Raw genomic sequence first — 25,653 nt, forward strand, 5'->3', positions numbered from 1 at the left:
ATAGTTCAGTTCCGTGCTGTCCTGGATGCACAACACCACCGGTTGGCCATGCATCCGTTCGACGCTGCAGTCCCAATGAGGGGTCAGTACGCGCTCCCAAGTGACCGCCTCATGGGCTAACAAACGATAGGCGGCCTGGGTTTCCGCCCAGCCATTGCAGGCGACCGGAATGCTGGCATTCGGTTGCGCCCCTAACCGTTCCGCCATCCGCACCAGTCGTCGATTCAACCGGGCATCACCCAAATCCGCTCCCCCCCAGTTCCGCCGCCGCCCAACCCACCTCCACCGTCTCCATGATTCTTCACCTTGTGCCGCTTGTTCGCTCCCTCAAAATGGAGGCCGCTACCCTCGCTATCAAGATCTGTGTAATGGATAGACCGAGAAGGCAAGGCGACCATCGAATAATTCCATGCAAACACCCTGGGCGGGCAGCGGAACACTGATCGATCGGACTTGCCAGCCACCCGACATGTCACACGCTGGCGACTGGCTCGCACCACTTGGCCACCCGCAACCTCCAAGGCCAACCACCGATGGCAGGCGTGGACGAAACAGAAACCAGGTTCGGGTTGAAATGAACCGATCAAAGCGATCCGTACGGGCTCGCAATGAACCGATCTCAAGCCTCTCGTACGCCCATTGACAGCGAATCCACGAGACTGCGGCTAGCACCGATAGGCTGTACAAAAGAGAACACTGTATATCCTCGAAAAGCTGGACAGAAAAATTTTTTTAATATCATACGATTGGATGGGTGGAAATCAGGTGGTCGAGGTCATGCCCTTGGTTCGGTCCAACCTCTCCAACCTTGCATTATGGACACGCGCCAAGTGAAACCCCATGAGCGGCCTATCGACTACACACAAGATGCTAACCTCATGAATAACGAAATTTTAATCGATTCAATAACTTTTCATGTCGCAACGCAACACGCATATAATGAACCACAACGGATGATTTTGGCTGAAACCCTGTTTTGGCTGGAGCCCTTTATCAAAGCACGCAACTTCATGACCGGCAACCAATAAGATGGCGCGTTTTTTTGCCCAACAAACAATTCAACTCCCTTACGATGCTTACACATTCGAAAATAAGCGGTTGATCAACTTCGAACGTTGCGTGCCCATGCATACAACCGACACCGACATATTTTAAGGCATGCTATCATGAGCACATTAAGCAACAGAAAAGATTTAAATTATCACCCCAAGGTACTAATAATCGATATTGACGAAACCAATGCAAAATTAATTGCCGAAATCCTTGAAAGCGAGAATTATAGGGTTCAAATCACCATCAATTGCCAAAAAAGCTTTAGCGCATGCCCAACAACACCAACCCGACCTGATTATATTAGATTCCATGATACCGAGTTATAATGGACTCAAAGTAGCTCAAGTATTAAAAAAATACCCCTGAAACAAAGAACATTCCTATTATAATAACCACCGATTTGGACTCATACAGTGCCAAACAGGATTTCAACAATAATACCGATGAAATTTTAATTAAACCAGTCAATCCAATTGAATTATTGACTCGTGTCAACACTATGTTCAAATTAAAAAATATATAGGGATCAACTTGAAATTCGAAAGAATATTGAATGCAATTTCACCAATGAGGACGGCATAGTAAAAAACAAAATCAATTAGCAGCGACACCAGGAATCATTTTTTACTTATAGAAGATAACTTGACAGAAAAAAAGCTTAATATTCAATATGCTAAATCAGGAACAATTTATTATCACCTTGACCAACACAGGAGAACAAGCGATCGCTCTTGTACACAACAAATTATTTGATTTGATAATTATCAATACGGTGCTTCCTGATATGGATGGACTGGATATTTATAAAATAATCAAGCGCATAGATCTTTATCAATATATACCAATCATATTTGTATCCAATACCAATGACTATCAATTAAAACTAGCGTGCCTCGAATATGGCGCAGATGATTTTTTTCATCAATCCCATCAACAATAAAGAATTTATAGCAAAAATCAATTTATTACTAAAAAAAGAAAAACATATACAGATCAATTATATGACAATTATCAGGCGGCGATTAACTCGGCAATCAAAGATGGGCTAACCAATTTGTTTAAGCGTTCTTACTTTATAAGATGCTTAGATCATGAAATAAAAAAGAACATTACGCACGATGGGATGCCTCTCGTTAATGATCATCGATATCGATAATTTTAAAGCAATTAATGATCATCTTGGTCATTTAGCAGGGGATGCTATCTTGTATGAGTTCGGCAAAATTATTTTGAATAATATTCGGGATATTGACCAAGCAGCCCGGTACGGTGGAGAAGAATTTATTATTCTATTACCTAATACCAAAAAAAGAAAAAAGCTTTATTAATCGCCCAGAGAATACAGTCCGCCCTACTAGAGATACCCTTGCCTTCAAATCTTCCAAGTATTCTTAATAAGCTAACGGTCAGTATTGGGATCGCAGAGTTTCCATGCTGCGCAACATCGTCAAGTGAACTACTCAATAAAGCAGATCTCATGCTTTATCAAGCAAAAAAAAACAGGAAAAAAATAAGGTTTGCCTCTAAGGCACCTAATTACCAAAAAATATTGATTAATTGTAAGATAGCAGCCTTGATAGAGTAACGATAAGTTGAACAGCATCAGAAATTAGAGCATCGTACTAATTTATAAAGATCCGATTTTTTACCTGATTTTTTTAGCATGGTATAGTCGGTGATCTGCCTTTTCTATAAGCTCATTTGACTTAATAGCATCTATCGGACAAAAAGCAATACCTATACTGACGGTAATACGTGCCAGCAAAGGATTTTCAACCTCTGGAAAAACATATTGTTCAACAGATTTTCTAATTCTTTCAGCAACGGCAATAACTTTTTTCAACCTCAGCATAGGGAAAAACTATAGCAAACTCTTCTCCACCATAACGCACCGGAAAATCTATTTCCTGGATATGCGACCTAATAAGCCGAGCAAAAAAATCTTAGAATCTCGTCACCAAACAAATGACCTAATTCATCATTGTATTTTTTTAAAATCATCTAAGTCTGCGATTAATAACCCAACATTATATTGATGACATTGCGCTCGAGCAATTTCTATATCAAGATAGCGTTTAAAATATGATTGATTATAAAGCTGTGTCAGTCCATCGGTAACCGCCAAACTGAGCGCCTGCTCTCGGTGTGACTGAAGTAAATCGTGATATGCTTTTTTTTCTCAGCAAGGCATTTATTCTCGACTTCAGTTCTCGATTATCAATAGGCTTAATCAAGAAATCATCCACTCCTTCTTCCACCCCTTTTAACCTGCTTTCTAAATCAGATAAACCAGTAATCATCACTATTTGTATATCGCGAGTTCGATCGTTATTTTTTTAAGTGCTGACAGACTTGATAGCCATCTAACCCGGGCAAAATAATGTCGAGCAATATCAAGTCAATTTTTTTCATGCATGGCAAGAGAAATTGCTTCCTCACCTGATTTTACTCTCATTAACTGATAAGGCTCATTCATGATTAGCCGCTGAATCAGCTTTGAATCTTTATCATTATCTTCGACAAGAAGCACACTCTGCACATTTTTTATTTCGAAAAGATTTTTTCATTCAACGAAGAAATAGTTTTTTTGGCCCTCTGATTGTATACGAACAACCATTTGTTCTCGGTACTGTTTAAGTCTCAACATGGATCTAATACGTGCAATAATTTCAATTTTATTGATTGGCTTGGTTAAAAACTCATCAGCCCCCAGCATCGAAACCAAGCTTTTTTATCATGTTCACTTTGTAAGGCTGTAACTAAAATAATCGGAATATCTTTTGTTTGTGGATTTTGCTTAACCAATTGAGTCACTTGATAGCCATTGATCTCTGGCATCATAATATCCATCAAAATCAAATCAATTTTTTCTACTATTAACAACATCCAATGTAGCCTTTCCATCATAAGCTGTAATAATATCAAAATGCTCTTTAAAAAGCATGGCACTAATTAATTTTACATTATTTGGTTCATCATCAACGACTAAAATTCGAGGCTTATAATCAGGTTCCTGTTTTTTTTTGCTCTATATCTTTCTCATCTTTTGATCTAATAAAATAAAATATTTCATTCATAAATGTACGAGTATTAATAGGCTTGGTAATATATCCATCGCAACCTGCTGCTTTTGCCTTATTATCATCTCCTATCATAGCATGTGAAGTAAGTGCTACTATTGGAATATGATTCAAGTCAGGATCTTGTTTAATGATACGGGTTGCTTGCAAACCATCCATATCAGGGAGTTGTATATCCATCAATATCAAATCAGGCTCGTGTATTTTAGTTAAAAGAATCCCACTCTCTGCATCGGTAGCCTCAATAACTTGACATTGCGCCTTATTGATGATGCTCTTAAGCAGCTTCATGTTCATTTCATTATCTTCTATGATTAAAATAACTGGGGCCATAAATCCTCCCAATAAAAAATTTTATAATACCAACTTATAGATAGATCTTCACGTACCGTTTAGCCACCTTGCCCGGCAAGGCAACGAGCGCCTAGCCAGCAGTGATGGTCGGGATGGCACGTTCGAAAGTGGCATCAACATGAGTGGCCGCGCTGGCGACTTCGATCAGGTCTGCAAGCAAGGCGGAGATCTACAAGCTGATGGGGGGTATATGCCGTGGATCTTGCGAGCGATCATCCAATATCACAGAGGCATGCTCGACTTCGTTACTCGTCTGTGGGGATTTCGGGATAGTACAAACAGATGGTCTTCCAATCGTTGAGCAAAGCCACAGTCAAGACATCAGTTTTAGCGCGGCCGTTACCCCTAGCGCCGCCCGCGAGTGGTACCCGGTATAACCAAGGCAGGGGAACGTGCTGGGTGGACGAATCCATCGAGGGTAGACCATACTGCCGCCTTCACAGGCAACATGGACATCACCATCACAACCTTCAAACTCGTAAAGGCGCGAACCTTAATCAACAACCGAAATACTTATAGCTACAGCAATCGACTATGTTCGAGCCACGACGCTTTATCAGCATACACTATCTTGCACAGCACCAAATTTGCGTGAACAACTCTAATTTCCGCTACAGTCTTTATCAATCATTTATCAATCAAGTTGGCCACATAATTAGTTACGACGCTCAGGCGCCTGACAGTCAATCAGGGGTTTCGAATTTTTCCATATCTGCTTCTTGGAGGGTATCGGTCACTACCGATAGGAGAATAAACACTTATTGTTTACTAACGACCTGCCTTATGGATACTGGGTAATATGGGATAATAAATTTGAATGTACTACCTTTATTCTTTCCTTCACTTTCAACAAAAATTTTTCCCGCATGTAATTCAACAAGCTTCTTGGTTAACGACAAGCCCAACCCTGTTCCCTGATACTTTCGGCTTGATGATCCATCTGCTTGAACAAAAGGCGAAAAAATCCGCTCTTGGTCTTCCAGAGCGATACCAATTCCTGTATCCGATATGGAAAATTCGATATATTGGCTATCACAGGATCTTTTCTGAACTAGATGTTTTTCACTGCTAAAAGAGGGATCTTGTGGAGGATATCGATAATTATCGAGCAAATGCTGTTGATTTTTTTTCAGGCATGTTAATCAATCTTGCAGAAATTTTAATACCACCACCCTCTGGAGTAAACTTAGTTGCATTAGATAATAAATTATAAAAAAATCTGTTTCAATTTTCGTTCATCAGCATAGATGAGATTTGGTATATTATCGATTTGCGTGGTTAGCTGAATTCTGTGCCTCAAAACCTTTTCTTTAATCATCAATAAACTTCTTTCAAGAACGGAGGAGGGATCAATTTCAGAAATGTGCAACTCTAATTTTCCCGCTTCAACCTTGGATAAATCCAGTATATCATTGATCAATGATAACAAATGGCGGCTACTGGTGAGCACATCATTTAAATATTCATCTTGTAATTCGTTTAATTCACCAAAACTTCTATCCACAATTAATTCTGTAAAACCAATAATATGATTTAATGGAGTGCGTAACTCATGGCTCATATTAGCTAAAAAACTCGCTTTTTTGCTCGATTTGCTTCTTCCGCCGCTTCTTTTTTCTAAACGCTCCTTAGCTGCATTAGACTCAATAGCATTCCTAATATTTTTAATTAAGGCCGTTTCCATAAATATAAATGATTCAGCCAATCGCCCTACTTCATCAGTATATTTCATAGGCAACTCTTTAATTAGCTTGCCATACTCTATTGCATTATCTGTAAAGTCCTGGTTTGGCAATTGTTTTGCGTAAGAAGTCAAGATTTTTAATAGGGCTCGATATTTTTTGAAACAAGAATTAAGCTCAAAATAAGGCCGCCCAAAAATATTAAGCTGATTATTACACTTTGACGAGTGAGTAGAATTTTTTCCAGGTTCTTGAATTTCTCTCAAGGGAACAGCAACCATAATATACCAATCAAACGCTTTAAAAATAGCTTACAAAACCCTCCATGATTCGACTATCAGCAGAAAACGGATCTATATATCGAATGTAATTTTTTTTCTGATTTAGCAGTAGCTATTAGATCATCAAATAATAAATTTCCCGTATATGCATTGATATAGTTAAACTGTAAGTTCGAGTCTGGTAGCAATAAATTTGGAGGCTTAATCAACATATTTTTATTGCTATCGAACAAAAACGCATAGCCTGTTTTAGCAATGTGAATATCAGCAAAAGTTTTAGTCAGAATTTCTAATATTTTTATCCATTTTTCTTCTGACTTTCAGCTTCAATATCATCAAAACTGATAATTGCTCCAAATGTCCATCCCCAGTCTTTTTATTGGAATAAAGTAACCAATTTTTTTTACTAATTGCCGCATTTTTATCCAAATCCCAATAAAATACGGCCGACAATCCTTTTTTCATCAAGATTGTCAAAAATGTGTGATTTCCGCTAAATTCCTACCTTTCAATTCTTCAATATTTGCAATAGACAAATTTTTCATATTTTTTTATTCGTATGGCCTAATATCATAGAGTTTTTTATCAAAAAACCATTAATTCTTCCCTACCTAAATCAACTGCCCTGATCCACGCTAAAAATAGCATTTTTTTTGCATCATCTTCTTTTTAGTTTTATTTTTTCTCGATCAATATTCTCTGTTCATTGATAAAAAGTACTACAAATAATCGATAAATTTTTTTAATTCTTTTTGCTAGCCTCGTAAGTATTTCAAATTTATCAGATAATAACCTATTATATCCAGCAGAAATATTCAGCTCAACTAATCTCAGAACATTATCAGCCGATTCTACTTGAACCTGAAGAATCGCGTTACCTACATCTTTATGGCTGTAATACATGATTGCAATAGAAGTGATCATCATGATCAATGAAATTAATAAAATAATTTTGATCCGTAATGAACTAAACATATTGCATCTTAAACTAGGTTGAAATCAATGCAAGAGCATGATGATTATTCCATTTTTTAGAAATGGAATAATCATTCCTCAAGGTTAAGCTAGACCGTTGGTAAATCCAACGATATCGTAGTTTATGACAATTTATGGGTTGCTGCATCCAGTCACTCACCTAATAAATCATGAATTGATTCTCTGACTATCTCATAAAATGAGTCAGGTGAAATGTAAAAAGCTACTAGATCTTATAAAGTATACCGGTAAAGTATACTGACACAGGTTAGGGTTATCCGAGCCTCTCGCTTCCGTACTCCATTGAAATACTTTATCAATGTCTTCATGGGGCTTCTATCCTCTCAAGAGCAGGAGCCTCTGGAAAAGGAAAGGTGGTTTAGTATGCCGCTTTCCGAAGCAGCAGCGAAGCAAAAGCCAAGATAGAGCAGAGAAGACGACTGTTGCGCCACTGCGCGAGATGCAAATCCATTCAGCCCAAGTTTGCCTTACTTCAGGGTACTAGTGCTGACCGGAGTCTGGAGCTGCGCTGGACACCGACGCGATGCTTGGGATACTAAGAAACGAATGGTAATGCGGTCTACTGGAGTATGTAGCCACGAGGCTAAGCATGACGTGTGGAGCTTTCCTCATCACCATCCATCATGCCAAGGTAGGGACGGCATCTGGCGTACTCGAAGCACCAACCATGGCGACTTCAGCTTCGAGAGCCAGATGACAACTTCCAGGGTATCTCTACTAACTAGCTAGCGAACTATCTTCTCGGCCGGCAGCGCTTGTTTGACCGCTTCACTGACAACCTTAGCTACGGCAATTCTATTTTACACGCTCCGCGCTTCACACCTGCGATGCCTCTCTCACAGGTTAAAGCGTACCCAGCTCTCCAGGAATAGTCGAGGCATAACTCGGAACCTTAGTCGCTCCAGGCGTCACCCTCCTTGTTTATTCAAAGTTCGCGTTAATTAGACGTGGGGATCGTAATATCCTGATAAATTTCATCAGCAGCAGCTAATATTTCAGCTTTAAGATACAGGCCAATGATTTCAGCCGTTTTAAGGTTTAGGGCAATTGTAGGTGCTTCCTCAAAAATCTGATTAAGCTCCCGAGGCTTGGCGCCATTTAAAATCTTGGCCATGGAAACCGCCAAGAACCGACCAACCGGCGCAAAGCCTCCTTCTCGGGCAATACTCATTAACAAACCAGCCTTAACTTCATCTGATCCCTGTTGGGAAAAAGTTGGAATTCGATATCGATTCGCAATAGAGACTAATTTTGGAATCGTTGTAGAGTTGACACCTTGTTGGATAACGACATAAATAGCATCAACTTGGGGGGCAAGATTCTCAAAACATTTTACTACACTCTGTCCAGCTTGCTCTTTATCCGGGATATCATCCTTGGTAAAACATCTGACAATTTGAAAATTTTTCTCCTTAGCAAGGGATTCGATCACATCGATTGCGGCGTACGTTTTACCCAATGGAGAGTCTTCATACGCGATTCCCAGTTTTTTAAACCCAATGGTATTGTAAAAAATTCGAACTTGCCTTTCCCAACGATTGGGATCAACCCGAGCAAATAAATGGTCTTGACCAGAATCCTCATTGCTTTCAATGATGCCTGAATTTTTCGGGTCGGTTGAAGACATCACCATAGTGGGTGTATTGTGCTTATTATTGGCCAGATCCTTACCTGCCCAGGTACCCATAGCAATAATCAAATCAATGTCTTTCTTTTTATTCAGACGCTCCAGAATAGTGTTAACTACTTCTATCCGAGTAGTATTGCTCCAATTTGCATTGAAAAACGCATCAATGGGAAATTCGATGTAAGGGCTTTTTATATTTTGTCCTAACCAGGACCATAGCTTTTTCGGATCTTTATCTACAATTATCGGTAATTCAATACGCTCAATCCAACCTAAATCAATCAAGCCTTTAACCACAGCAGCAAGGTAAGGATAATAGGCGTAAGAATTACCGCCTTGATAGTAAGCAATACGCCATTTTTTTTCCTTGATGGGTCACGGGTTGATAGCTATAGTTATCATTTTTCCCCTCGACTTCCATAGGTCCAAAAGATAGAAAAACCAAGATCAAAGACACTATTACTATCATAGATGCATGATGGTTATTCATTGTTATCCCCTAAAATTAAACAGGCATGTACACATACAATCATCACTATGGTTAACCTATCTTATTATTCTGAAAGGGGTTCTATTTCACTATAGATCTCATCAGCAGCCCCTAATATAACGATAGGAGGATTGAAACCGATAGTTTCGGCGGTCTTCAAATTGATGGCAACTTTTGGAGGCTCTTCAAAGAGTTGCGTTATCTGATTAGGCTTGGCACCATTAAGTACTTTTCGCGATATTTTGTGCCTCAAAAATTACCTACGTATTTAAACCCAGCCTGAGATAGACTAAGAAGCAAACCAGCTTTGACCTCAGTAGAACCGGCTTGCGAAAACGTTGGGATATGATGAGTACTAGCTATTTTAACAATATCGGGAAGTGTTTTACTATTTACACCATTTTGTTGAGTTATATAAATAGCATCAACTTTTTTGATCGAGCAACTCATTCATACACTTTCTAACACTGTCGTCGCGGATCTTAGTATCATCAATTCTTTCATCAAAGGAATAACAGATAGTAACTTTAAAATTACGCTCATTCGCAATTTTTTTGTACTATATCAATGGCTGAAAAGCTTCTTCCATTAATAGAATCCTCAAAAAAACATTCCAAGATTTTTAAAATTGACAATCTCATGGAAAATTCGAATTTGACGCTCGTAGCGCTTTGGATCAATGGTTGCGTGAACGTTTTCGAAGCCAGAATCTTCAATGCTTTTAATGATTCCTGATGAAATAGGGTCGCTAGCAGTTAATACCATAGTAGGAGTTGTGTGTTTGTTATTAGCGAAATCTTGCCCTGCCTGAGTACCAACAGCAAGCAGCAAATCAATATCTTTGGCCTTGGTCAATCGCTGCATTAAGCGTGTGACGGTTTCTTCTCTCTGCTTACTAACCCAATTTGGTGAGTAAAAAGCATCTTTTTGGAAACTCTATATATTTACTTTTTGCCTTTGTTGCCAACCAATCCCAAAGCACTTTATTTTCTTCTCCTTTTTGTTTAGGCAGCTCAGATATTTCAATCCAGCCTAGCTGCATCAACCCACGAATTGTCTCAGTAAAAAACTTGTTGGTAATCGGTAAAAGGGCCACCTTCATAGTACGCAATACGCCATTTCTTACCATTATTAGTAACAGGCGCCATGGAATAAATATCCTTATTACTAGAGTTAGGAAGACTCTTTTCCATAGCAAGCGCGGTAGCGCTCAACAAACCAATACCAACAAATATAGAAAGCAAATATTTTGCGCAGGTTTTCATGTAATTAATCCCCAAACCAGGTTAGTTGACATCATTATGGGTAGAAAAAACAAACTCTCGCTTTTTTTAAGAAAATAATGAGCCTTAAATGACGATCAGCTTTCCGTCAAAGAGTTAGTATTCACTATGAATTTTTATAAAGATAAACCGTATATTCCTCAAGCCCATAATCATTACGAATCCTAAAACAACGACCGAATTTATTGGTTAAAAAACCAAGCCAGCTCGTCAAGTGACAAATGAAATAGCTCAGCATCCTCCAGCTCAACCTGTTTTGATCTTAAATTGAATGCCATGGCTTGCTTACAATAAGGGTAAATTTTTTTCGATCATTGAACAAAAATAAACAAACATTTGTTCAAATGTTAGATCAATTTTTTTCAGTAAATACCCCATTCATGATTATATAATCAAAGCTAGGCAGCGAAATATTTGGTTGTAAAATATCAATATTAAAAAAAGGAAATATTGGAATATTTCTTTTTACAAATATCAATAAAAGCTTGAGAGATATCCAAACCAGCATATTGAATATGATGGATGTTATTTTTATTGATATAATCAAGCAAAGCCGCAGTACCACAACCAAAATCAAGCAGGGTAACGCAGTCATTTTTTTTTATGTTGGATTATATCCAACATCACCTGATATCGCTTATCAGCATCCTCGGATTTTTGCCAATCAACCCCCAAGTGGGAGTCACCAAATAATTTTAAGCAATTTTCATAGTGTGCGACTATACCGGAATAAGGACGTTTTGTTTTCATAATTTGATTATCTATAAAGTTTTTTGGCTTGACATAGCTAAAATAACCGTGGCGATTAATCTTTTCAAAAGTGATAGATTCATTCCAGGCTCAAATTTCAGCATTAGGCTATTCATTTTTAACTAATTGCAATACTCCCACAACCATTTAAAAAAAAGTGATAGTCATATCATCTCTTTAACAACATCGGTAGACCAATGCAAAAATTTGGCACGCTCACCGGTCACGACCTCTCCTAACGAAAGTGAGGGGTACACGACTGATTCTCCGCAACTTAGACAACCGATTTATACACATAGGGAGAGGTGGCTAAAGCAAGTAGCGCGGCGTAGCTGGGATAAAAAGCCAACTCGTCACCCACTCGAGGTTCCGGGTTCATTTCGTCGACATCGAGAATAAGATGATCGCTGCTGCCACCCAGCACTTGGATACCCGACTCCACGGGTTTTAAACCGGTAATGGCCACATCCTGACGTCCGAGGTTACAAATCGCGCGCTGGCGCAAGCCGCGGTCGACGAACGTTTCGCAACCCCCAAAGGCGTCCTGGCCGCGAGGGCCCACCGGTATCGAGGGTTTGCGCTCGACCTCGATCACTTCGGCGATCGCCACGAAAGTATCCTGACGGGTACCCGGCCAGGGAGAACGATCGCTGGGATTACGCCCAAGCATGATGCCCTCGCCGATACGAAAGTGGTTGATCTCGCGAGGCAGGCGATCCGAGACGAGCAGCGGCAGGGCGTTGGTGCTCCCACCCGAGAGCAACGGTAGCTCCAGACCCGTCTCCCGCCGGCAGATCTCGCGCAACGCCACGAGTTGACCGATATTCTCGGGCGTGGGCATGACACCGCCGAAACAAGCCAGATTGCAGCCCAACCCGACCAACTCGAAGCCAGACAGCTCCTTGGTCGACCGAACGATCTCAACCGCTCGATCCGGCCAGACCCCCTCGCGCAGATCGCCGACATCGACCATCAGAATGCCCCGGTGACAACGTCCTTCGCTTCGCGCGGCCCCAGCCAATGCCTTTATGGTGACCAGACTGCTCACCAGCGACATGTCGGCCACGCGCACCACCTCGGCAACGCGACTGAGGGTGGGCAGGCGTAACAGAAGCAACGGTACGTCAACCCCCATCTCGCGCAAAGCCCAGAGATTTTCGAGTCGAGAGTCGGCGAGCATGGTCGCGCCCGCTTCGAGCAAGGCGCGCACTACTTCTGGATGCGCACAAGCAACCTTGGTCACACAAGCCACATCAACGTCATGCCGAGCACACAGTTCGAGGATCGTGGCGGCATTGTCGCGGATGCGCCCAGTGTGGATTTCCAGCCGCGGCGTATACCGCCGGTAAGACACAGGCTCGCTCAGGGAAGGATGGCTTGGCAGTCGTCGTCGCCAGGACTGCAACGGCGCGACCGGTCCCTGCCGCGATCCAGGGCGGGACAGCGAAGCCGAAACGCCGATGGGATCGAATCCCGAGTCACGATAGCCAAAGATTTCCATGGGAGTCTCAACGCGGCCGGTTGTCAGATCACCACGACCCGCTCTCTCAGCAGACGGTTGTTGGCTTGCGCCAGTCGCGGATGCCATCGGTCCGGCCGTTCTCCCGGAGGAAGAATGTCAGGCAGAGTATCCATCAGACTGGCCAGATGCGCGTCTTGCACGGTGAGCGAACGGATCTTTTCCAATTGTTTTCGCGACAATCCTCCGCTGGCGATCATTTCCACCGGACCCGCCGGCAGCAATAGCTGGTCATCCAAACCGTGCATTACCGTCTGCATGCCCGACAGATAAAGATTGCTCGGCACCAGGGATAGACGCTCGGCCCATTCGGCGCAACCCGCTGTTTCATTGAATACCCGGATCAGAGCCTGCTGCATGACCGATAGATAATGAGCCTGGAAATACCCTCCACAGCAACTGATTCCACGCGCGAATCCAATCGCCGTATAACAGGTGAACAGCGAAGGCAATAGCCGTCCGGCACGCAGCCCTTCGAGAATATCGGCGGGACGGAACGTGAAACTCCATGCTTGACCCCGATCGTCCCGCCCTTGCAGGGTCGCCGTACGGTCGGTGGCGCCCGTAAGCAATAGAGGAATCCGATAGCCGTTATCGCAGACTCCCCAGAAAAACAAGGTTCCACAACTCCCCGGATCGGGGATGGTTTGATGGGCGCGCAATAGGCGCTGGGTCATCTTGCTCCGATCCCAACAAGCCCTGGCGCCATCCAACTGGTTTAATACCCGGGTTCTGATCGTCGGGTTGAACATCACTTGCCAAATCAAGCTGTCTTCGTTGTGCAGATCCGCTTGCAACAGCATGTTGGTGATTTGTTCCAGTTCCAGAAAAATCATCTCCGGCGCATTGTCCGGCTCGCGAAAACAGCGTTTCCAAATTCGGTTGTTCAATACCACGGCTTGCTGCGAGTAGCTCTTTAATCCCAGAATCGCCTCGTTTCGATAATCCTCGCGCAGGATACTTTCAACCGCCGCCGCCAATGCCGGCGATACGCTCTGGCTCGCGGTCATGGTCTTGAAACGTTTCTCGGCGCACGCGATCAGGCCGTTGTCATAGGGGGCGACCAGGCTGACCGATCTTCTTTTTCCCCGATCTGGAAAGATCGGTAATTTGATCGGTAGTTTGAACTCCGTCCCTTGCCGGTCCGGGTGGTAGAGCAACAAGCCTCTCGGATAGGTCGGATTATTGAGCGCAATGTTGCCACAAGCGAATACCGGCACGGTGGTCGCGGGCTTGCCGCCCACGGCCCTGAGCGAAAAGATCAAGCTCGTCTGCACGGATTGCGCCTGAAAATCCACGCCATGGTGATGCGCGGTCAATATCGCTGGGAGTGCTTGCAATTCCTGGGCAGCTTTTTCCGCAACCGTTTCGCCCAACAAGGGAAGGACGGAGCGATGGACCGCCTCCAGCAAGTCATGACGCGGCTGTGGAGGATCGTCGCAAATCGACAGCATCCGCCCTAGATAGTCAACGAGCGAAATCGATCCGTGCTGGTCGAGGGCGCGCTGGATCACCGGCGACCGCGCGCGGACTTGGGCAAGCACATGAGCGAGGTCGAGGGAATCGGATTCAAGCACCGGTTTCACTTCACTGCGGGCGTGCATGGCAAAAGCTTCCCTTATCCGAAAGAAGACTCGCGCTGGTCGCTATCGCAAACAGTACCGCCGTGGCCAAATACCCCAGACCGAAATAGACAAGACCTTGATGGATATCGGTTGACATGATGAGCCAACCAAACAGAATCGGTCCAAGCATCTGGCCAACGCGACTGGTGGCGCGAAATATCCCGATCGAACGCCCTTGACCAAGTCGGTGGGTGACATCGAGCGTCAGCGCATAAGTGGTTTGTGACGCCAGCACCAAGCAACTCGACAAACCCAGCAGCAAAACCGCCACGATCGTTCCGAGCAGCCCGGTAAAGAACTGAAACCCGAGAAACGCGCAGCCACCCAGCACACAGCCGGCGATCACAAACCAACGTTTATTGTTGGAGGCATCGATATAGTGACTGATGAGAGGGCCTAAATAGACCATGCATAAGCCGTACAGGATCAGCACACCGCCAATGATCGACTGAGAGATCCCAAAGCGGTCCAGATAAACGGGGATGAAATAATTCAGCAGGCCAATCACAGCAATGGCTGACGGCAGGCTGCTTAAAAAGACCAGGCTCAGCACATAGCGGTTGCTGAGAAAATCCCAATAATGCCTTGCCGTCACCGATGCCAAGGTCGGTCGAGACCCAGCGGACTCGTCGCGCGAACGGGTGGGTTTGAACAGGCCACCCAGGATCAAGCCGCGATAGCGATGGAGTGTCCTTCTCTCATAACCGCCCCGCCGCTTGAAAACCCCATGCAGAGCGAACCAGGTGTAGCCCATTGCGAGAAGAATCATGACCGCGCTGAGTAAAAACACTGGACCATAGCCGATTCGTTCCGCCAACATGGCGCCGGCGGCGGTCCCGCAGATACTGCCGGCATACAGGCCGGCGAACAGATAAGCCAGGCCACGCGCCTTGTTTTTATCGTCGGTATGCACCATGACAAAACCCTGTGGGGCCATCAGGGCCAAACCGTAACCGAGGCCACAGAGACCCATCGCGAGAATGAAATGTATCGCGCTGGGCGCCAACCAAGCATACAACATGGCACTGACGCCCAGGGCCAGACCCACCAGCAAAGGCTCATGCCAGCCGCGCCGATCCAGCCAAATACCCGACAATATGATGCTGATGCCGACACACAGAAACATCACGGAAATCGGCAATCCCAGCACCACATCCTCCGGCAGCCCCCAGAGAGGCTGATAGAGGTTTTTCATGTGCAGCGGGACGAAGGCGGCCGATAAATCGACACCGAACAATAACAAGAAAACCACGGGACGAATGCGGCCGGGATCGACCCTCGGGGATGGCGAACAGCCGCCGGCACTATCACTCTGCAGGACTTTGAACAGCAAGATCAGCAGTTCGACGAACAACAGTGCCGCGATCACCAGCGTTATGGCGATTTCGATAACGACATCAAGCAAGCCGGACACGATCGCCGGGTCGCCGGACGCCATCAGCGTAAAATTGCTCATATACATACACAGTGCCAGCAGTTGCGCCGCGCTGTTGACCACCACCAATGGCCAGCCGACATTTTGCAACGACCACTGTTCCGGCATCGACGGTGCTCGCCGAACGATCATCGCCAACAATGCCAGGCAGCCAATCAACAGAATCCCCAGGGTGATACAAAGGGGTATGTCGATAATCGCGCCGCGTCCATGCGGGACGACCAGCACCTCGAACTCGACGGAAGGATCGAGCACGCCCGACGATTTCCCATACAGCTTGGCAAGCGCCGTCAGGGTAAAAAAAGCTACTGAAGCTCACGCTTAGTATCAGTAGCACGACCGAGCCACAAAACAGTTTCAATTTGGCCATGACATCCTTCCTGGCCCCGATCCCATCCTGATAACGCATCTTAATTGATATATTTCAATAAACGACTGTCTCATATCCTGCGATAAATCCGCACGCGGCGATTTCATGAAATCGGGTTTCCAGCAGATAGAGTAGTGTCGTTTCAAGAGCTGGTTGTAATTTAAACAAGGCATTATTTGTGCCATTACCCACAATCGTGATTATCGGATTAACCTAGGAAATCAGCATAAGTGTAAACAAATTCAGACACAGACAAATCACCTCGATCCTCGTTTCGGCTAAAAATTGAATATTTCGCAGGATCAATGGCTCGTAACAGCTTGTTTTATCTGTATGACGATGCGTGTGGTGGGATAAGGTGGCCGGAATGATGATCAAGCACCAACATTCGGTAGGGCTGGATACCAACAACAATTCAACTAGGACAAATTCGCGGCATAAAGCAGGCACAAGGGAGTCGTCGCCCTACCCCCCGAACCCTGCCTGATCGATTTCAGCGGCCCGGGGTGGGCAGTCAAGTTCAACAGCGATGTGGCTTGCTCGGCGCTTAGGGCCAAAATGAACCGGGTGTCAGCAAATGACGGCCCCATAAGCCCCAACCAGGGCCAATCAAGGCATTCATATCGTCATCCCCGGACCGTCTCGACAATGAGTATCGCGTCGAGTACGGCTGGTTGTCGCGCGAAACGCCGAAGTCCCCAAGAGACTTTCCCTCGGCGGGGACGGAACCCTCCGATCAGGATTCGTCGTCGAAATCGTGGATGATGTCGGCCAGGGACCCACCGGGCGGAATCATCGGTTTGACATCCTCGGTCCGGTCGACCCAGACATCGACCACGAAGGGGCCGTCATGCGCCAGCGCCCGTTCGATGCCTGCCCGGATCTGCTCCGGGCGAGCGATCCGCACGGTTTCGATACCGGGAAACACCCGTCCCAGATTGAGAAAATTGGGATTGGGCATCCGGCATTCCTTGCTCTCGATGCAGGCCGGATCGCAGTCGCTCGTCCGAACCAGACAAGTCTCGTAATGATGGCCCTGGTTGAACATGTCCTCCCACTGCCGGACCATGCCCAGAAAACCGTTGTTGAGGATGAACACCTTGACCGGAATCCGATTGGCGGCAATGGTGGCCAGTTCCTGGAGATTCATCTGGAAGCTGCCGTCGCCATCGATGCAGAGGACCGTCTTGTCGGGCCGGGCGTAACAGGCGCCGATGGCGGCCGGCAAGCCAAAACCCATGGTGCCGAGCCCGCCCGAACTGATCCATTGGCGCGGTTCCTGATAGTTGTAGAACAGGGCCGCCCACATCTGATGCTGGCCCACGCCGGTGACCACGACGCCGGTCCGATGGGTCAAGTTGGAAAGTTCCTCGATGAATCGCTGCGGCTTGATGAAATCGCCGTCCGCCCGATAACCGGGCGCAAACCGCTGTTTCCAACTCCGCACCGTGTCCAACCACTCGGTGAGGTCGGCGCCGTCCAGGTCGAGATCGTTGGCGTAGGCGAGAAAATCGCGGGCGTTGGCCCGTAGCGCATAACCGACCGGAACGGCCTTGTTGATCTCGGTCGCGTCGATATCGACATGGGCCAGCTCGATGCCCCCGACCGAACTCCCGCACCGCAACCCGATCATCGAAACGAGCACCGATGGACAGGATGAAATCCGCCTCCCGCAAGGCCCCGTTCGCGGCGACAGTCCCGTGCATGCCGGGCATGCCCAAGCATAGCGGATGATCGTGCGGAACCGCGCCCAACCCCATGAAAGTCAGCGCGACCGGCAGATGGTATTTTTCCACGAATCGCCGCAGTTCTTGGCCGGTCCCGGCACTGACGACACCGCCACCAGCCAGAATCACCGGCCGCCTGGCTTGCCGCAACGCCGCCAGCAAGCGATCGGCGGCAAGCCGCTTCATGGAGGCTCGCGGGCGATAACCGCGCAAGGGTCTGGCTTGCCGCTGGTCGTGTCGCAACCGACCAGGGCGTTCTTGCAGATATCGACCACCACCGGTCCCGGTCGGCCGCTGCCGGCGACGAAAAAGGCTTGGCGCAACACACCGGCCAGTTCGGTGACATCCTTGATCAGGTAGTTGTGCTTGGTGATGGAGCGGGTAATCCCCACCATGTCCACTTCCTGGAAGGCGTCCTTGCCCAACATGGCGCTGGGCACCTGCCCGGTGATGAACACGCAGGGCACCGAGTCCTTGTAGGCGTCGGCGATGGGAGTGACCAGATTGGTGGCACCCGGCCCGGAGGTGACTAACGCCACTCCAATCCGACCGCTGGCTCGGGCGTAGCCCTCGGCGGCGTGGCCCGCCCCACCCTCTTGCCGGAATAGCACGAAGCGAGGCGCTTTTCGTCCCTGCCGCATTCTGAGGTTGAGTTCGGCGTGCAGCGGGATGATGGCGCCGCCGGTATGGCCGAACAGATACTCGACACCGAGTTCGTTCAGCACGTCGATGGCGATTTCGGCGCCGCTTTGCTCGGACGGCGTTTGCACCTCAGGCTGAGCAACGGGTTCTTGCAATTCCGACATGACTCTCTCTTCCGGGTTGATCCATCACTGGGTTTTCATGAATGCTGGCAATCAAGGGCTTATTTTGCCAGCACTCGAACCCAGCGGACACCCGCATCATCCATCCCCGCCGCCATCCCGCCGAAACATCACCAGATGATCAATGTCCAGCCGGATACCAATGCGCTGCCCCAGTGCATGGTCGTGATGACTGGGCGTCAGACACAGCAACCGCGCGCCACTGGGTAGTTTGAGGGTGTACAAAAACTCCGCTCCTCGAAACGCTCGCTCCACCACCTCCGCCCGCAGCGGGCTGTCGTCGTCATGCACCACATCGTCCGGCCGAACCAGCACCTCCACCTGCTCGCCCGCCACGCAGCCGCGATCCAACGACTTCCCCCCAATTTCGCCCAATTCCGTGTTCACCCGCCCCTCGCCACCCAGTCGGCCGGGCAACAGCACGCCTTGCCCGATGAAATTGGCGACGAAGCGGTCGGCCGGTCGATGGTAAAGGTTGTAGGCGCTGTCCCACTGCAACAGCCGGCCCTGATGCAACACGCCAATCTCGTCGGCGAAGGCGAATGCCTCGAACTGATCGTGGCTGACCAGCAGACCGCTGGTACCTTCCCGCAGCAGAATGGTCCGCACCTCGCGCGCCAAATCCTCGCGCAAGGTCACGTCCAGATTGGAAAACGGCTCGTCCAGCAACAGCAATCGTGGTCGCGGCGCCAGCGCTCGCGCCAGCGCCACCCGTTGTTGCTGGCCGCCGGAAAGCTGGTGCGGGTAGCGTCCCGCATACTCCTCCAGCCCGATCAGTTTCAGTAGTTCGACCACCCGCGCCCGCCGCTCACCCGTTTTCCAGTCGCGCAGACCAAAGGCGATGTTGTCAGCGACACGCAGATGGGGAAACAGCGCCAGATCCTGAAACATCAGCCCGATCCGCCGCTGCTCCGGCGGTAAGGTCCAGTCGGGCCGACTGAGTTCGATCCCCTCCAACCGGATGGAGCCATGCCGCAACGGCTCGAAACCGGCGATGGCCCGTAGCAAAGTGGTCTTGCCGCAACCGCTGGGTCCCAGCAGGCAACCGATGCCGGCGTGGCTCATCCGCAGCGTCAGATCCCGGATGACCTTGCGGGGCGGATAGGCAACATCGAGATCGATCAATTCGAGAAAGGTCGTCACTGTCCAGTCCTCCCACGGCCGATGGCACGACTGAGCAGGATCACCGGCCCGACGCCGGCCAACACGATGGCCAGGGCGAAACTGGCCGAATCCGCCAGCCGCTCGTCCGAGGCCAATTCGTAAGTCCGCACCGCCAGCGTGTTGAAATTGAACGGCCTCAGAATCAGCGTCGCCGGCAATTCCTTCAACACATCCACGAACACCAGCAACAACGCGGTCAACAAACTACCGCGCAGCATAGGCGCGTGCACCCGCCACAACACCGCTCGGGGCGTCGCCCCCAGCGCGCGGGCGGCATCGTCCATGCTCGGCCGGATGCGGGTCAATCCCGCCTCCACGCTGTGCAGCGCCACCGGCAGAAACCGCGCGCAGTAGGCGAACAGCAGCGCGATCAGCGTCCCGCTCAACAGCAAGCCGGTGGACACGCCGAACCCAGCGCGAGCCCAGCCATCCACGCTCCGATCGATGGCGGCGAACGGCAACATCACCCCGATGGCGATCACCGTGCCGGGCACCGCGTAACCCAAACCGGCGCCGCGCACCGCCAACCGCACCAGCGGTCGCGGTCGCAGGCGTTGCCCATAGCCCAGCAGCAAGGCCAGCAGCAAGACCAATCCGGCCGCCCCCACCGCCAGCAACAGGCTGTTTGCCGTCAGGTGCAGGAATCGCTCATCCACCACGCGCGGCGCGGTTCGTGTCGCCCAAACCACCAAGACACTCGCTGGGATCACAAAACCCATCAGCAGCGGAATCAGGCAGGCCAGTACCGCCAGTCCGCCGCGTTTGCCCGGCAACGGCACGCGCGGCGGTCGGTGCTGGCGGGCACTGGTATGATGGAAACGCGCTTGCCGCCGCGACAGTCGCTCCATCACCAATAAGGCGAAGACAAACAACAGCAACAGCGTGGCCAGTTGCGCGGCGGCGGTGGCATCGTTCATCCCAAACCAAACCCGGAAAATGCCAGTGGTGAAAGTGCCGACGCCGAAATACTGCACGGTGCCGTAGTCGGCCAACGCCTCCATTTGCACCAGCGACACGCCAGCGATCAGCGACGGCCGCGCCAAGGGCAAGGCGACGTCGAGAAAACGTCGCCATGGACCAGCGCCCAAACTGCGACTGACCTCCAGCACCGCCGCCGACTGTTCGAGAAACGCCGCTCGCGCCAACAGATAAACATAGGGGTACAACACCAGCGTCAGCATCGCGACCGCGCCCGGCAGCGAGCGAACCTCGGGAAACCAGTAATCGTGCCGGGTCCAGCCAAAGGTTTCGCGCAAGGCGGTTTGCAGCGGGCCGGCGAAATCCAGCAAGCCGGTATAGGTGTAGGCGATGATGTAGGCGGGAATCGCCATCGGCAGCAGCAGCGCCCACTCGAACAGCCGCCGGCCCGGAAACTCGCATACGCCGGTCAACCACGCGGCCGGCACCCCGACCAGCAAGGTACCGATCCCGACCCCGAGCATCAGCAACAAGGAATTCGCGAGATAGTCGGCCAGCACGGTATCGACCAGATGCCGCCATACCGCGCCCGCCGGTTGCAGCGCGGTGACGAACACGGTCAATACCGGCAGCGCCAGTAAGACAGCGACCCCAACCACCCACAGCGTCCAACGATCGGCCCGTGCTCCAAATCGCCTTCCCTTTCGCGAGGGAGGGTCAGGGCGAGAAAGCGTTCGGGCTGGGTCTACTTCCACCCAGCCCGGTCCATCAAGCGCACGGCGGCGGCGTTTAGTTCGCCCAGTTTGGCCACGTTCAGGGTGTCGGCCTTGAACGTGCCCCAGGATTCGAGGGTGGCGCTGGGCGGAATGGCCGGATTGACCGGATACTCGTTGTTGACATCGGCATACCAGCGCTGCGCCGAATCACTGGCCAGAAACTCCAGCAGCTTGAGCGCGTTATCGCGGTTGTGGGCATGGGCGGTCACGCCAGCGCCGCTGACGTTGACATGTACCCCGGTGGTCTTGGCATCGGGCCAGAACACCGCTACCTTGGCCGCCGCCGCTTGTTCCGCCGGATCTGGCGAGTTCACCATGCCGCCCAGGTAATAGGTGTTGGCCAGAGTCACATCGCACTCGCCGGCGGCCACGGCCTTGATCTGGTCGCGGTCGCCACCCTTCGGCGGGCGGGCGAAATTGGCGACCAGACCCTTGGCCCAGGCCTCGGTCTTGGCTTCACCGTGGTGGGCAATCATCCCCGCCACCAGCGATTGATTGTAAATGCTGTCGGAGGAACGCACGCAAATCTTATCTCGCCATTGCGGCGCGGCCAGATCCTCATAAGTGGAGAGCTGTGCCGGCTTGACCCGGTCCTTGGCGTAAATGATCGGCCGGGCACGAACCGACAGTCCGTACCAGTACCCCTCAGGATCGCGGTAGGCGGCCGGGATGTGCTTCGCCAGCGCCTCGGATTGTACCGCTTGCAGCACGCCCGCCTGACGAGCGGCGGCCAAGCGGCCGGCATCCGAGGTCAGCAGCACATCCGCCGGAGTGTTGGCGCCTTCGCTTTGCAGGCGTTGTAACAGCGCTTCCTCCTTGCCGGTCACCAGATTGACGGTAATGCCGGTCTGTTTGCTGAAATCATCCAGCAAAGGCTTGATCAGGTCTTCCTTGCGCGCCGAATAAACATTGACTTCCTCGGCCGCCAGCAGCGGCGAGGTCAGCAGGCCGACCAACAGACAAAGCACGGGTAATAAAACGCGGGGTTTCGATAGCTTGGGCATAAACATCTCCGGGAATGCGATGGACGTCGAGAACTTCATTTGAGCGCGATTATTTTTTAAATGATAGTTATTCTCATTTGCGCTGTAAAGAATTGCCCAGCAACCGGATTGATCGAACATTGGCTTCACCTGGAGGCCGCGCTGACCTCCGCGTTGCTGCCCAGCTTTTCCGACACCATGTACGACTCCTCTCTCTATTTTGAGGGAGAGGATCGGGGGTCATTCAAATTTTCACCAACCGCCTGGCGGTCGTGGCGACATGCTTGCCCTGGAACCGGACGGATGCCAGATGCACTGGCGAAAACCCATGACAAGCGCAACCAAACCACCACATTGCTCGGCGTGAGTCGCGCCACTCCGTGGAGAAAGATGAAAGAAATTGGCCTTGATGATTGATACCTGACAGAGAGACGACTATCGTTAAAAAATTACGTGCGAATTTCCTGATGACGCCCGACCTCAAATCTTGTTTTAGCTATTGATTTTGAAAGGCTTTTGCAGGATCATGCGGCGCAATGAAGCTCTTGGCCGGACGCGCCGAACGGCGCTACCGCATTTCAAATAACTCCAATCCGAAATCCACTGCAGAGGACGATATGATCCGATCCGTACTATGGCAATTGTTGGTCCTGGGGATCAGCGGCGTCTTGGCCAGCGCCGCGCAGGCCGCTGGCGATCCCGCCGCCGGCAAATCCAAGTTCGCAACTTGCGCCGGCTGTCATGCCATCCCCGGCTATACCAACGCCTATCCGACTTATCATGTCCCCCGGCTGGGCGGTCAGCACGCCGACTACATCATCGTCGCGCTCAAAGCCTACCAGGCCGGCGAGCGCAAGCATCCCACCATGCACGCCAACGCCTTCCCGCTCAACGAGCAGGACATGCAGGACATCGCCGCCTACCTGTCCAGCTTCCCGGCCGCCGCCGCACCCTACCCGGTTCGGGGCGACACCGCCGCCGGCAAGACCAAAAGCGCGACCTGCGCAGCCTGCCATGGCGCGGATGGCAACGGCAACATCCCGATTTATCCCCGACTGGCCGGCCAGCAAGAAGATTATCTGCGCAAGGCGCTGGGCGATTACCAAAGCGGTGCCCGCACGAACCCGATCATGGGCGGCATGGCCAAACCGCTGTCGCCGCAGGACATCACCGATCTCGCTAGCTATTTCGCTAGCCAACCCAAAGGTCTGGTGACCGTCCAACAGGAGTGAGTACCGCCTAGCTCGTTCCGGCTAGGGCTCCCGCACCAACCGAAACTCCAGATCGTCACTGAGCGGATCGGCGCCTGCCCGCCAGTTGCCGCCGCGAATCGCCACCGCTTCCGGCAACCGACTGGCGCAGCGCTGCTCCTGACCCTCGTACTCCCGCCGGTATTCGGAGCAGGTCCACTCCCGGACCTGCTCATCCGAATCCGGCGCGGCGGCCATCACGCCGGCACGGGCGGCATACTCCCATTCCAGTTCGGCCGGCAGGCGGTAGACCTTGCCCGTCCGCGCGGACAGCCAGGCGGCGTAGTCCATGGCCTCTCTCCAGGTGACCCGAACCGGGCCATCGGACATCGCGCCGGATGCCGGCGGCGCGGTCCGACCGCTGGCTTCGGCAAAACGACGGTACGCATCCAGGCTGACTGTGTACCGACTGATCGCAAAGTCAGCGCCAGGCACCGCCACCCAATCCGACTCCGGCGGCGCGGACGGCGGTTGAGCAGCCGCACCGCTGGCCGCCGGAGGCACGGTCGCGACCGGAGTCGACTCAGCGGCCGGTGAGGCTCCAGGCTGTGAGCCGGCGGGCGTCGGCGCCGCCGAAGCCGAAGCCGAAGCCGAAGCCGAAGCCGAAGCCGAAGCCGAAGCCGAAGCCGAAGCCGAAGCCGAAGCCGAAGCCGGGGCAAAGTAGAACTCGCCACGCAGCGAGGAAGCGACCCAGGGAATCTGGCCCCCGCCACTCTCCTGCTCCACCGCCACCAGCACCTGCTTGAACACCTGTTCGAGGCTAAGGCCGGGCATGCTCATGGCCGCCAGCAGATGGCGGGTGTAGGGGCTGTTGCGGCTGGCGCCGTCCTGCGAAACCGCGCCGGGCGCGGTGGCGTAGGCGATAAAGGTCCCGGCCGGACCCTCCATCCGCGCCAACCCCCGGCTTCCGCCGAAACCCCGGGTAAAGGGATTGTTGCGGCAGGCATCCAGAATCACGATGTTCAGTTCGTTGCCGGCGGACTCCATCGCCCGCAGCACGATGTCGGCGTCGACACCCTCGTCGGGCACTTCGAACTCCTGATGGATGTCGGCGCCGATGGGGATCAGGTAGTTCTGCCCCTTGAGTTGGACGCCGTGCCCGGCGTAATAAAACAGACCGACGCCGCGCCGCTGCCGCAACTGTTGCTCGAATTCCCGCAGCGCCAACCGCAGGGTCTGGCGGTCGGCGTCGAGCCGTTCGATGACCTGAAACCCCAATTCCCGCAGTTTGGCCGCCATGTCGTGGGCGTCGTTGGCCGGGTTCTTCAGCGGCGCGTCCTGATACGCGCCATTGCCGACCACCAGCGCGGTGCGGGATTCCGCCAGCACCGCTCCGGGGGCAAGCAGCGCGACCAGACCGACCCAACCGGCCAAAACCATTTTCGACCAGGAACAGCTTCTTTTCTCACGTTCGATCAGCAAACGCATTGCAAGCACGAAGTTCATATTGCAATCATTCGGGGGCA

The 25,653-nt window shown here is 50.5% G+C and carries 29 protein-coding genes and 1 pseudogene; 6 read left to right on the forward strand and 24 right to left on the reverse strand.

The features are described 5' to 3' along the window. On the reverse strand, positions 1 to 243 hold a 243-nt coding region (locus E4P82_RS09505), incomplete at its 3' end, for an IS4/Tn5 family transposase DNA-binding protein (protein ID WP_169248659.1). Between the two features lie 635 nt (positions 244 to 878). On the opposite strand from E4P82_RS09505, the gene E4P82_RS09510 reads away from it, so the two are divergent. The 4 genes from E4P82_RS09510 (at position 879) to E4P82_RS23630 (ending at position 2,638) form a co-directional block, all read left to right on the forward strand. Continuing rightward, positions 879 to 1,028: a hypothetical protein gene (locus E4P82_RS09510; protein WP_169248660.1), complete on the forward strand. Its 150-nt coding sequence runs from the start codon at positions 879 to 881 to the stop codon at positions 1,026 to 1,028. A 695-nt stretch (positions 1,029 to 1,723) separates the two neighbouring features. After that, positions 1,724 to 1,993 carry a response regulator gene (locus E4P82_RS23625; protein WP_169248661.1) on the forward strand — a complete coding sequence of 90 codons (270 nt, stop codon included), beginning with the start codon at positions 1,724 to 1,726 and terminating at the stop codon, positions 1,991 to 1,993. Between the two features lie 178 nt (positions 1,994 to 2,171). After that, positions 2,172 to 2,381, forward strand: a complete 210-nt coding sequence (locus E4P82_RS09520; protein ID WP_281383674.1) for a diguanylate cyclase — start codon at positions 2,172 to 2,174, stop codon at positions 2,379 to 2,381. Between the two features lie 38 nt (positions 2,382 to 2,419). After that, positions 2,420 to 2,638: a nucleotidyl cyclase domain-containing protein gene (locus tag E4P82_RS23630; RefSeq protein WP_420887084.1), complete on the forward strand. Its 219-nt coding sequence runs from the start codon at positions 2,420 to 2,422 to the stop codon at positions 2,636 to 2,638. A 60-nt stretch (positions 2,639 to 2,698) separates the two neighbouring features. On the opposite strand, the gene E4P82_RS23635 is transcribed toward E4P82_RS23630, so the two are convergent. The 22 genes and pseudogenes from E4P82_RS23635 to E4P82_RS09620 form a co-directional block, all read right to left on the reverse strand. Continuing rightward, positions 2,699 to 2,896: a diguanylate cyclase domain-containing protein gene (locus tag E4P82_RS23635; RefSeq protein ID WP_211203092.1), complete on the reverse strand. Its 198-nt coding sequence runs from the start codon at positions 2,894 to 2,896 to the stop codon at positions 2,699 to 2,701. Beyond that, positions 2,871 to 2,945: a hypothetical protein gene (locus E4P82_RS23640; protein WP_420887089.1), complete on the reverse strand. Its 75-nt coding sequence runs from the start codon at positions 2,943 to 2,945 to the stop codon at positions 2,871 to 2,873. Before E4P82_RS23640 ends, E4P82_RS23635 begins: the two co-directional genes overlap by 26 nt. Before the next feature lie 86 nt (positions 2,946 to 3,031). After that, positions 3,032 to 3,178 carry a diguanylate cyclase domain-containing protein gene (locus E4P82_RS23645; protein ID WP_169248664.1) on the reverse strand — a complete coding sequence of 49 codons (147 nt, stop codon included), beginning with the start codon at positions 3,176 to 3,178 and terminating at the stop codon, positions 3,032 to 3,034. Positions 3,179 to 3,451: 273 nt separating this feature from the next. Next, the gene (locus E4P82_RS22815) at positions 3,452 to 3,583 is read right to left on the reverse strand and encodes a response regulator (RefSeq protein WP_281383675.1); all 132 of its coding nucleotides are present in this window, start codon (positions 3,581 to 3,583) and stop codon (positions 3,452 to 3,454) included. Between the two features lie 161 nt (positions 3,584 to 3,744). Next, positions 3,745 to 3,939 carry a response regulator gene (locus E4P82_RS09545; protein ID WP_169248665.1) on the reverse strand — a complete coding sequence of 65 codons (195 nt, stop codon included), beginning with the start codon at positions 3,937 to 3,939 and terminating at the stop codon, positions 3,745 to 3,747. A gap of 119 nt (positions 3,940 to 4,058) precedes the next feature. Then, a complete protein-coding gene (locus tag E4P82_RS09550; protein WP_169248666.1) occupies positions 4,059 to 4,466 on the reverse strand; it encodes a response regulator in 408 nt (135 codons plus the stop codon). A 779-nt stretch (positions 4,467 to 5,245) separates the two neighbouring features. Then, on the reverse strand, positions 5,246 to 5,599 hold the full coding sequence (locus tag E4P82_RS09555) for an ATP-binding protein (RefSeq protein ID WP_246327479.1): 354 nt from the start codon (positions 5,597 to 5,599) through the stop codon (positions 5,246 to 5,248). Between the two features lie 95 nt (positions 5,600 to 5,694). Continuing rightward, positions 5,695 to 6,450, reverse strand: coding sequence for a sensor histidine kinase (locus tag E4P82_RS09560; protein ID WP_169248667.1), 756 nt, complete (start codon positions 6,448 to 6,450; stop codon positions 5,695 to 5,697). Positions 6,451 to 8,383: 1,933 nt separating this feature from the next. Beyond that, a complete protein-coding gene (locus E4P82_RS09565; RefSeq protein ID WP_169248668.1) occupies positions 8,384 to 9,358 on the reverse strand; it encodes an ABC transporter substrate binding protein in 975 nt (324 codons plus the stop codon). 454 nt (positions 9,359 to 9,812) lie between these two features. Further along, positions 9,813 to 10,013, reverse strand: coding sequence for a hypothetical protein (locus E4P82_RS09570; RefSeq protein WP_169248669.1), 201 nt, complete (start codon positions 10,011 to 10,013; stop codon positions 9,813 to 9,815). A gap of 150 nt (positions 10,014 to 10,163) precedes the next feature. Then, positions 10,164 to 10,427, reverse strand: coding sequence for an ABC transporter substrate binding protein (locus tag E4P82_RS09575; protein WP_169248670.1), 264 nt, complete (start codon positions 10,425 to 10,427; stop codon positions 10,164 to 10,166). A 194-nt stretch (positions 10,428 to 10,621) separates the two neighbouring features. Then, positions 10,622 to 10,828: a hypothetical protein gene (locus E4P82_RS09580; protein WP_169248671.1), complete on the reverse strand. Its 207-nt coding sequence runs from the start codon at positions 10,826 to 10,828 to the stop codon at positions 10,622 to 10,624. A 452-nt stretch (positions 10,829 to 11,280) separates the two neighbouring features. Then, a complete protein-coding gene (locus E4P82_RS22025; protein WP_246327480.1) occupies positions 11,281 to 11,397 on the reverse strand; it encodes a hypothetical protein in 117 nt (38 codons plus the stop codon). Between the two features lie 473 nt (positions 11,398 to 11,870). Continuing rightward, positions 11,871 to 13,097, reverse strand: coding sequence for an alanine/ornithine racemase family PLP-dependent enzyme (locus E4P82_RS09590; RefSeq protein ID WP_169248672.1), 1,227 nt, complete (start codon positions 13,095 to 13,097; stop codon positions 11,871 to 11,873). A 23-nt stretch (positions 13,098 to 13,120) separates the two neighbouring features. Beyond that, positions 13,121 to 14,719, reverse strand: a complete 1,599-nt coding sequence (locus E4P82_RS09595) for a hypothetical protein (protein ID WP_169248673.1) — start codon at positions 14,717 to 14,719, stop codon at positions 13,121 to 13,123. Further along, positions 14,703 to 16,430: an MFS transporter gene (locus tag E4P82_RS09600; RefSeq protein ID WP_211203093.1), complete on the reverse strand. Its 1,728-nt coding sequence runs from the start codon at positions 16,428 to 16,430 to the stop codon at positions 14,703 to 14,705. Before E4P82_RS09600 ends, E4P82_RS09595 begins: the two co-directional genes overlap by 17 nt. Positions 16,431 to 17,281: 851 nt before the next feature. Then, positions 17,282 to 18,178 carry a thiamine pyrophosphate-dependent enzyme gene (locus tag E4P82_RS22030; protein ID WP_246327481.1) on the reverse strand — a complete coding sequence of 299 codons (897 nt, stop codon included), beginning with the start codon at positions 18,176 to 18,178 and terminating at the stop codon, positions 17,282 to 17,284. A gap of 49 nt (positions 18,179 to 18,227) precedes the next feature. Beyond that, positions 18,228 to 18,458 (reverse strand): annotated as a pseudogene (locus E4P82_RS22035) (acetolactate synthase large subunit); the annotation flags it as partial. Beyond that, positions 18,455 to 19,078, reverse strand: a complete 624-nt coding sequence (locus E4P82_RS22040) for a thiamine pyrophosphate-binding protein (RefSeq protein ID WP_246327482.1) — start codon at positions 19,076 to 19,078, stop codon at positions 18,455 to 18,457. The gene E4P82_RS22040 and the pseudogene E4P82_RS22035, both read right to left, overlap by 4 nt. Before the next feature lie 96 nt (positions 19,079 to 19,174). Further along, the gene (locus E4P82_RS09610; protein ID WP_169248675.1) at positions 19,175 to 20,239 is read right to left on the reverse strand and encodes an ABC transporter ATP-binding protein; all 1,065 of its coding nucleotides are present in this window, start codon (positions 20,237 to 20,239) and stop codon (positions 19,175 to 19,177) included. Beyond that, positions 20,236 to 21,933, reverse strand: coding sequence for an ABC transporter permease (locus E4P82_RS09615; RefSeq protein WP_420887086.1), 1,698 nt, complete (start codon positions 21,931 to 21,933; stop codon positions 20,236 to 20,238). Before E4P82_RS09615 ends, E4P82_RS09610 begins: the two co-directional genes overlap by 4 nt. Then, complete coding sequence (locus E4P82_RS09620) at positions 21,924 to 22,964, reverse strand: Fe(3+) ABC transporter substrate-binding protein (RefSeq protein WP_420887087.1); 1,041 nt, start codon at positions 22,962 to 22,964, stop codon at positions 21,924 to 21,926. Before E4P82_RS09620 ends, E4P82_RS09615 begins: the two co-directional genes overlap by 10 nt. A gap of 102 nt (positions 22,965 to 23,066) precedes the next feature. Here E4P82_RS09620 and E4P82_RS09625 point away from each other — a divergent pair, with 102 nt between their 5' ends. Both E4P82_RS09625 and E4P82_RS09630 read left to right on the forward strand, forming a co-directional pair. Continuing rightward, positions 23,067 to 23,354 carry a hypothetical protein gene (locus tag E4P82_RS09625; RefSeq protein ID WP_169248677.1) on the forward strand — a complete coding sequence of 96 codons (288 nt, stop codon included), beginning with the start codon at positions 23,067 to 23,069 and terminating at the stop codon, positions 23,352 to 23,354. Between the two features lie 200 nt (positions 23,355 to 23,554). After that, the gene (locus E4P82_RS09630; protein ID WP_169248678.1) at positions 23,555 to 24,169 is read left to right on the forward strand and encodes a c-type cytochrome; all 615 of its coding nucleotides are present in this window, start codon (positions 23,555 to 23,557) and stop codon (positions 24,167 to 24,169) included. Between the two features lie 21 nt (positions 24,170 to 24,190). Here E4P82_RS09630 and E4P82_RS09635 read toward each other — a convergent pair whose 3' ends face one another. After that, positions 24,191 to 25,633 carry a caspase family protein gene (locus tag E4P82_RS09635; protein ID WP_169248679.1) on the reverse strand — a complete coding sequence of 481 codons (1,443 nt, stop codon included), beginning with the start codon at positions 25,631 to 25,633 and terminating at the stop codon, positions 24,191 to 24,193. Positions 25,634 to 25,653: the final 20 nt, after the last annotated feature.

It is taken from the genome of Candidatus Competibacter phosphatis, assembly GCF_012939995.1.
Lineage (GTDB): Bacteria > Pseudomonadota > Gammaproteobacteria > Competibacterales > Competibacteraceae > Competibacter > Competibacter phosphatis.

Coding starts and splice junctions, on each gene's coding strand:
- E4P82_RS09510 (WP_169248660.1), top strand. CDS start 879: ATGAATAACGAAATTTTAATCGATTCAATAACTTTTCATGTCGCAACG.
- E4P82_RS09550 (WP_169248666.1), bottom strand. CDS start 4,466: ATGGCCCCAGTTATTTTAATCATAGAAGATAATGAAATGAACATGAAG.
- E4P82_RS22040 (WP_246327482.1), bottom strand. CDS start 19,078: ATGTCGGAATTGCAAGAACCCGTTGCTCAGCCTGAGGTGCAAACGCCG.
- E4P82_RS09545 (WP_169248665.1), bottom strand. CDS start 3,939: ATGTTGTTAATAGTAGAAAAAATTGATTTGATTTTGATGGATATTATG.
- E4P82_RS09620 (WP_420887087.1), bottom strand. CDS start 22,964: ATGTTTATGCCCAAGCTATCGAAACCCCGCGTTTTATTACCCGTGCTT.
- E4P82_RS09560 (WP_169248667.1), bottom strand. CDS start 6,450: ATGGTTGCTGTTCCCTTGAGAGAAATTCAAGAACCTGGAAAAAATTCT.
- E4P82_RS09635 (WP_169248679.1), bottom strand. CDS start 25,633: ATGAACTTCGTGCTTGCAATGCGTTTGCTGATCGAACGTGAGAAAAGA.
- E4P82_RS09520 (WP_281383674.1), top strand. CDS start 2,172: ATGGGATGCCTCTCGTTAATGATCATCGATATCGATAATTTTAAAGCA.
- E4P82_RS09570 (WP_169248669.1), bottom strand. CDS start 10,013: ATGAGTTGCTCGATCAAAAAAGTTGATGCTATTTATATAACTCAACAA.
- E4P82_RS09575 (WP_169248670.1), bottom strand. CDS start 10,427: ATGCAGCGATTGACCAAGGCCAAAGATATTGATTTGCTGCTTGCTGTT.
- E4P82_RS23625 (WP_169248661.1), top strand. CDS start 1,724: ATGCTAAATCAGGAACAATTTATTATCACCTTGACCAACACAGGAGAA.
- E4P82_RS09595 (WP_169248673.1), bottom strand. CDS start 14,719: ATGCACGCCCGCAGTGAAGTGAAACCGGTGCTTGAATCCGATTCCCTC.
- E4P82_RS22030 (WP_246327481.1), bottom strand. CDS start 18,178: ATGATCGGGTTGCGGTGCGGGAGTTCGGTCGGGGGCATCGAGCTGGCC.
- E4P82_RS09580 (WP_169248671.1), bottom strand. CDS start 10,828: ATGAAAACCTGCGCAAAATATTTGCTTTCTATATTTGTTGGTATTGGT.
- E4P82_RS09590 (WP_169248672.1), bottom strand. CDS start 13,097: ATGGAAATCTTTGGCTATCGTGACTCGGGATTCGATCCCATCGGCGTT.
- E4P82_RS09630 (WP_169248678.1), top strand. CDS start 23,555: ATGATCCGATCCGTACTATGGCAATTGTTGGTCCTGGGGATCAGCGGC.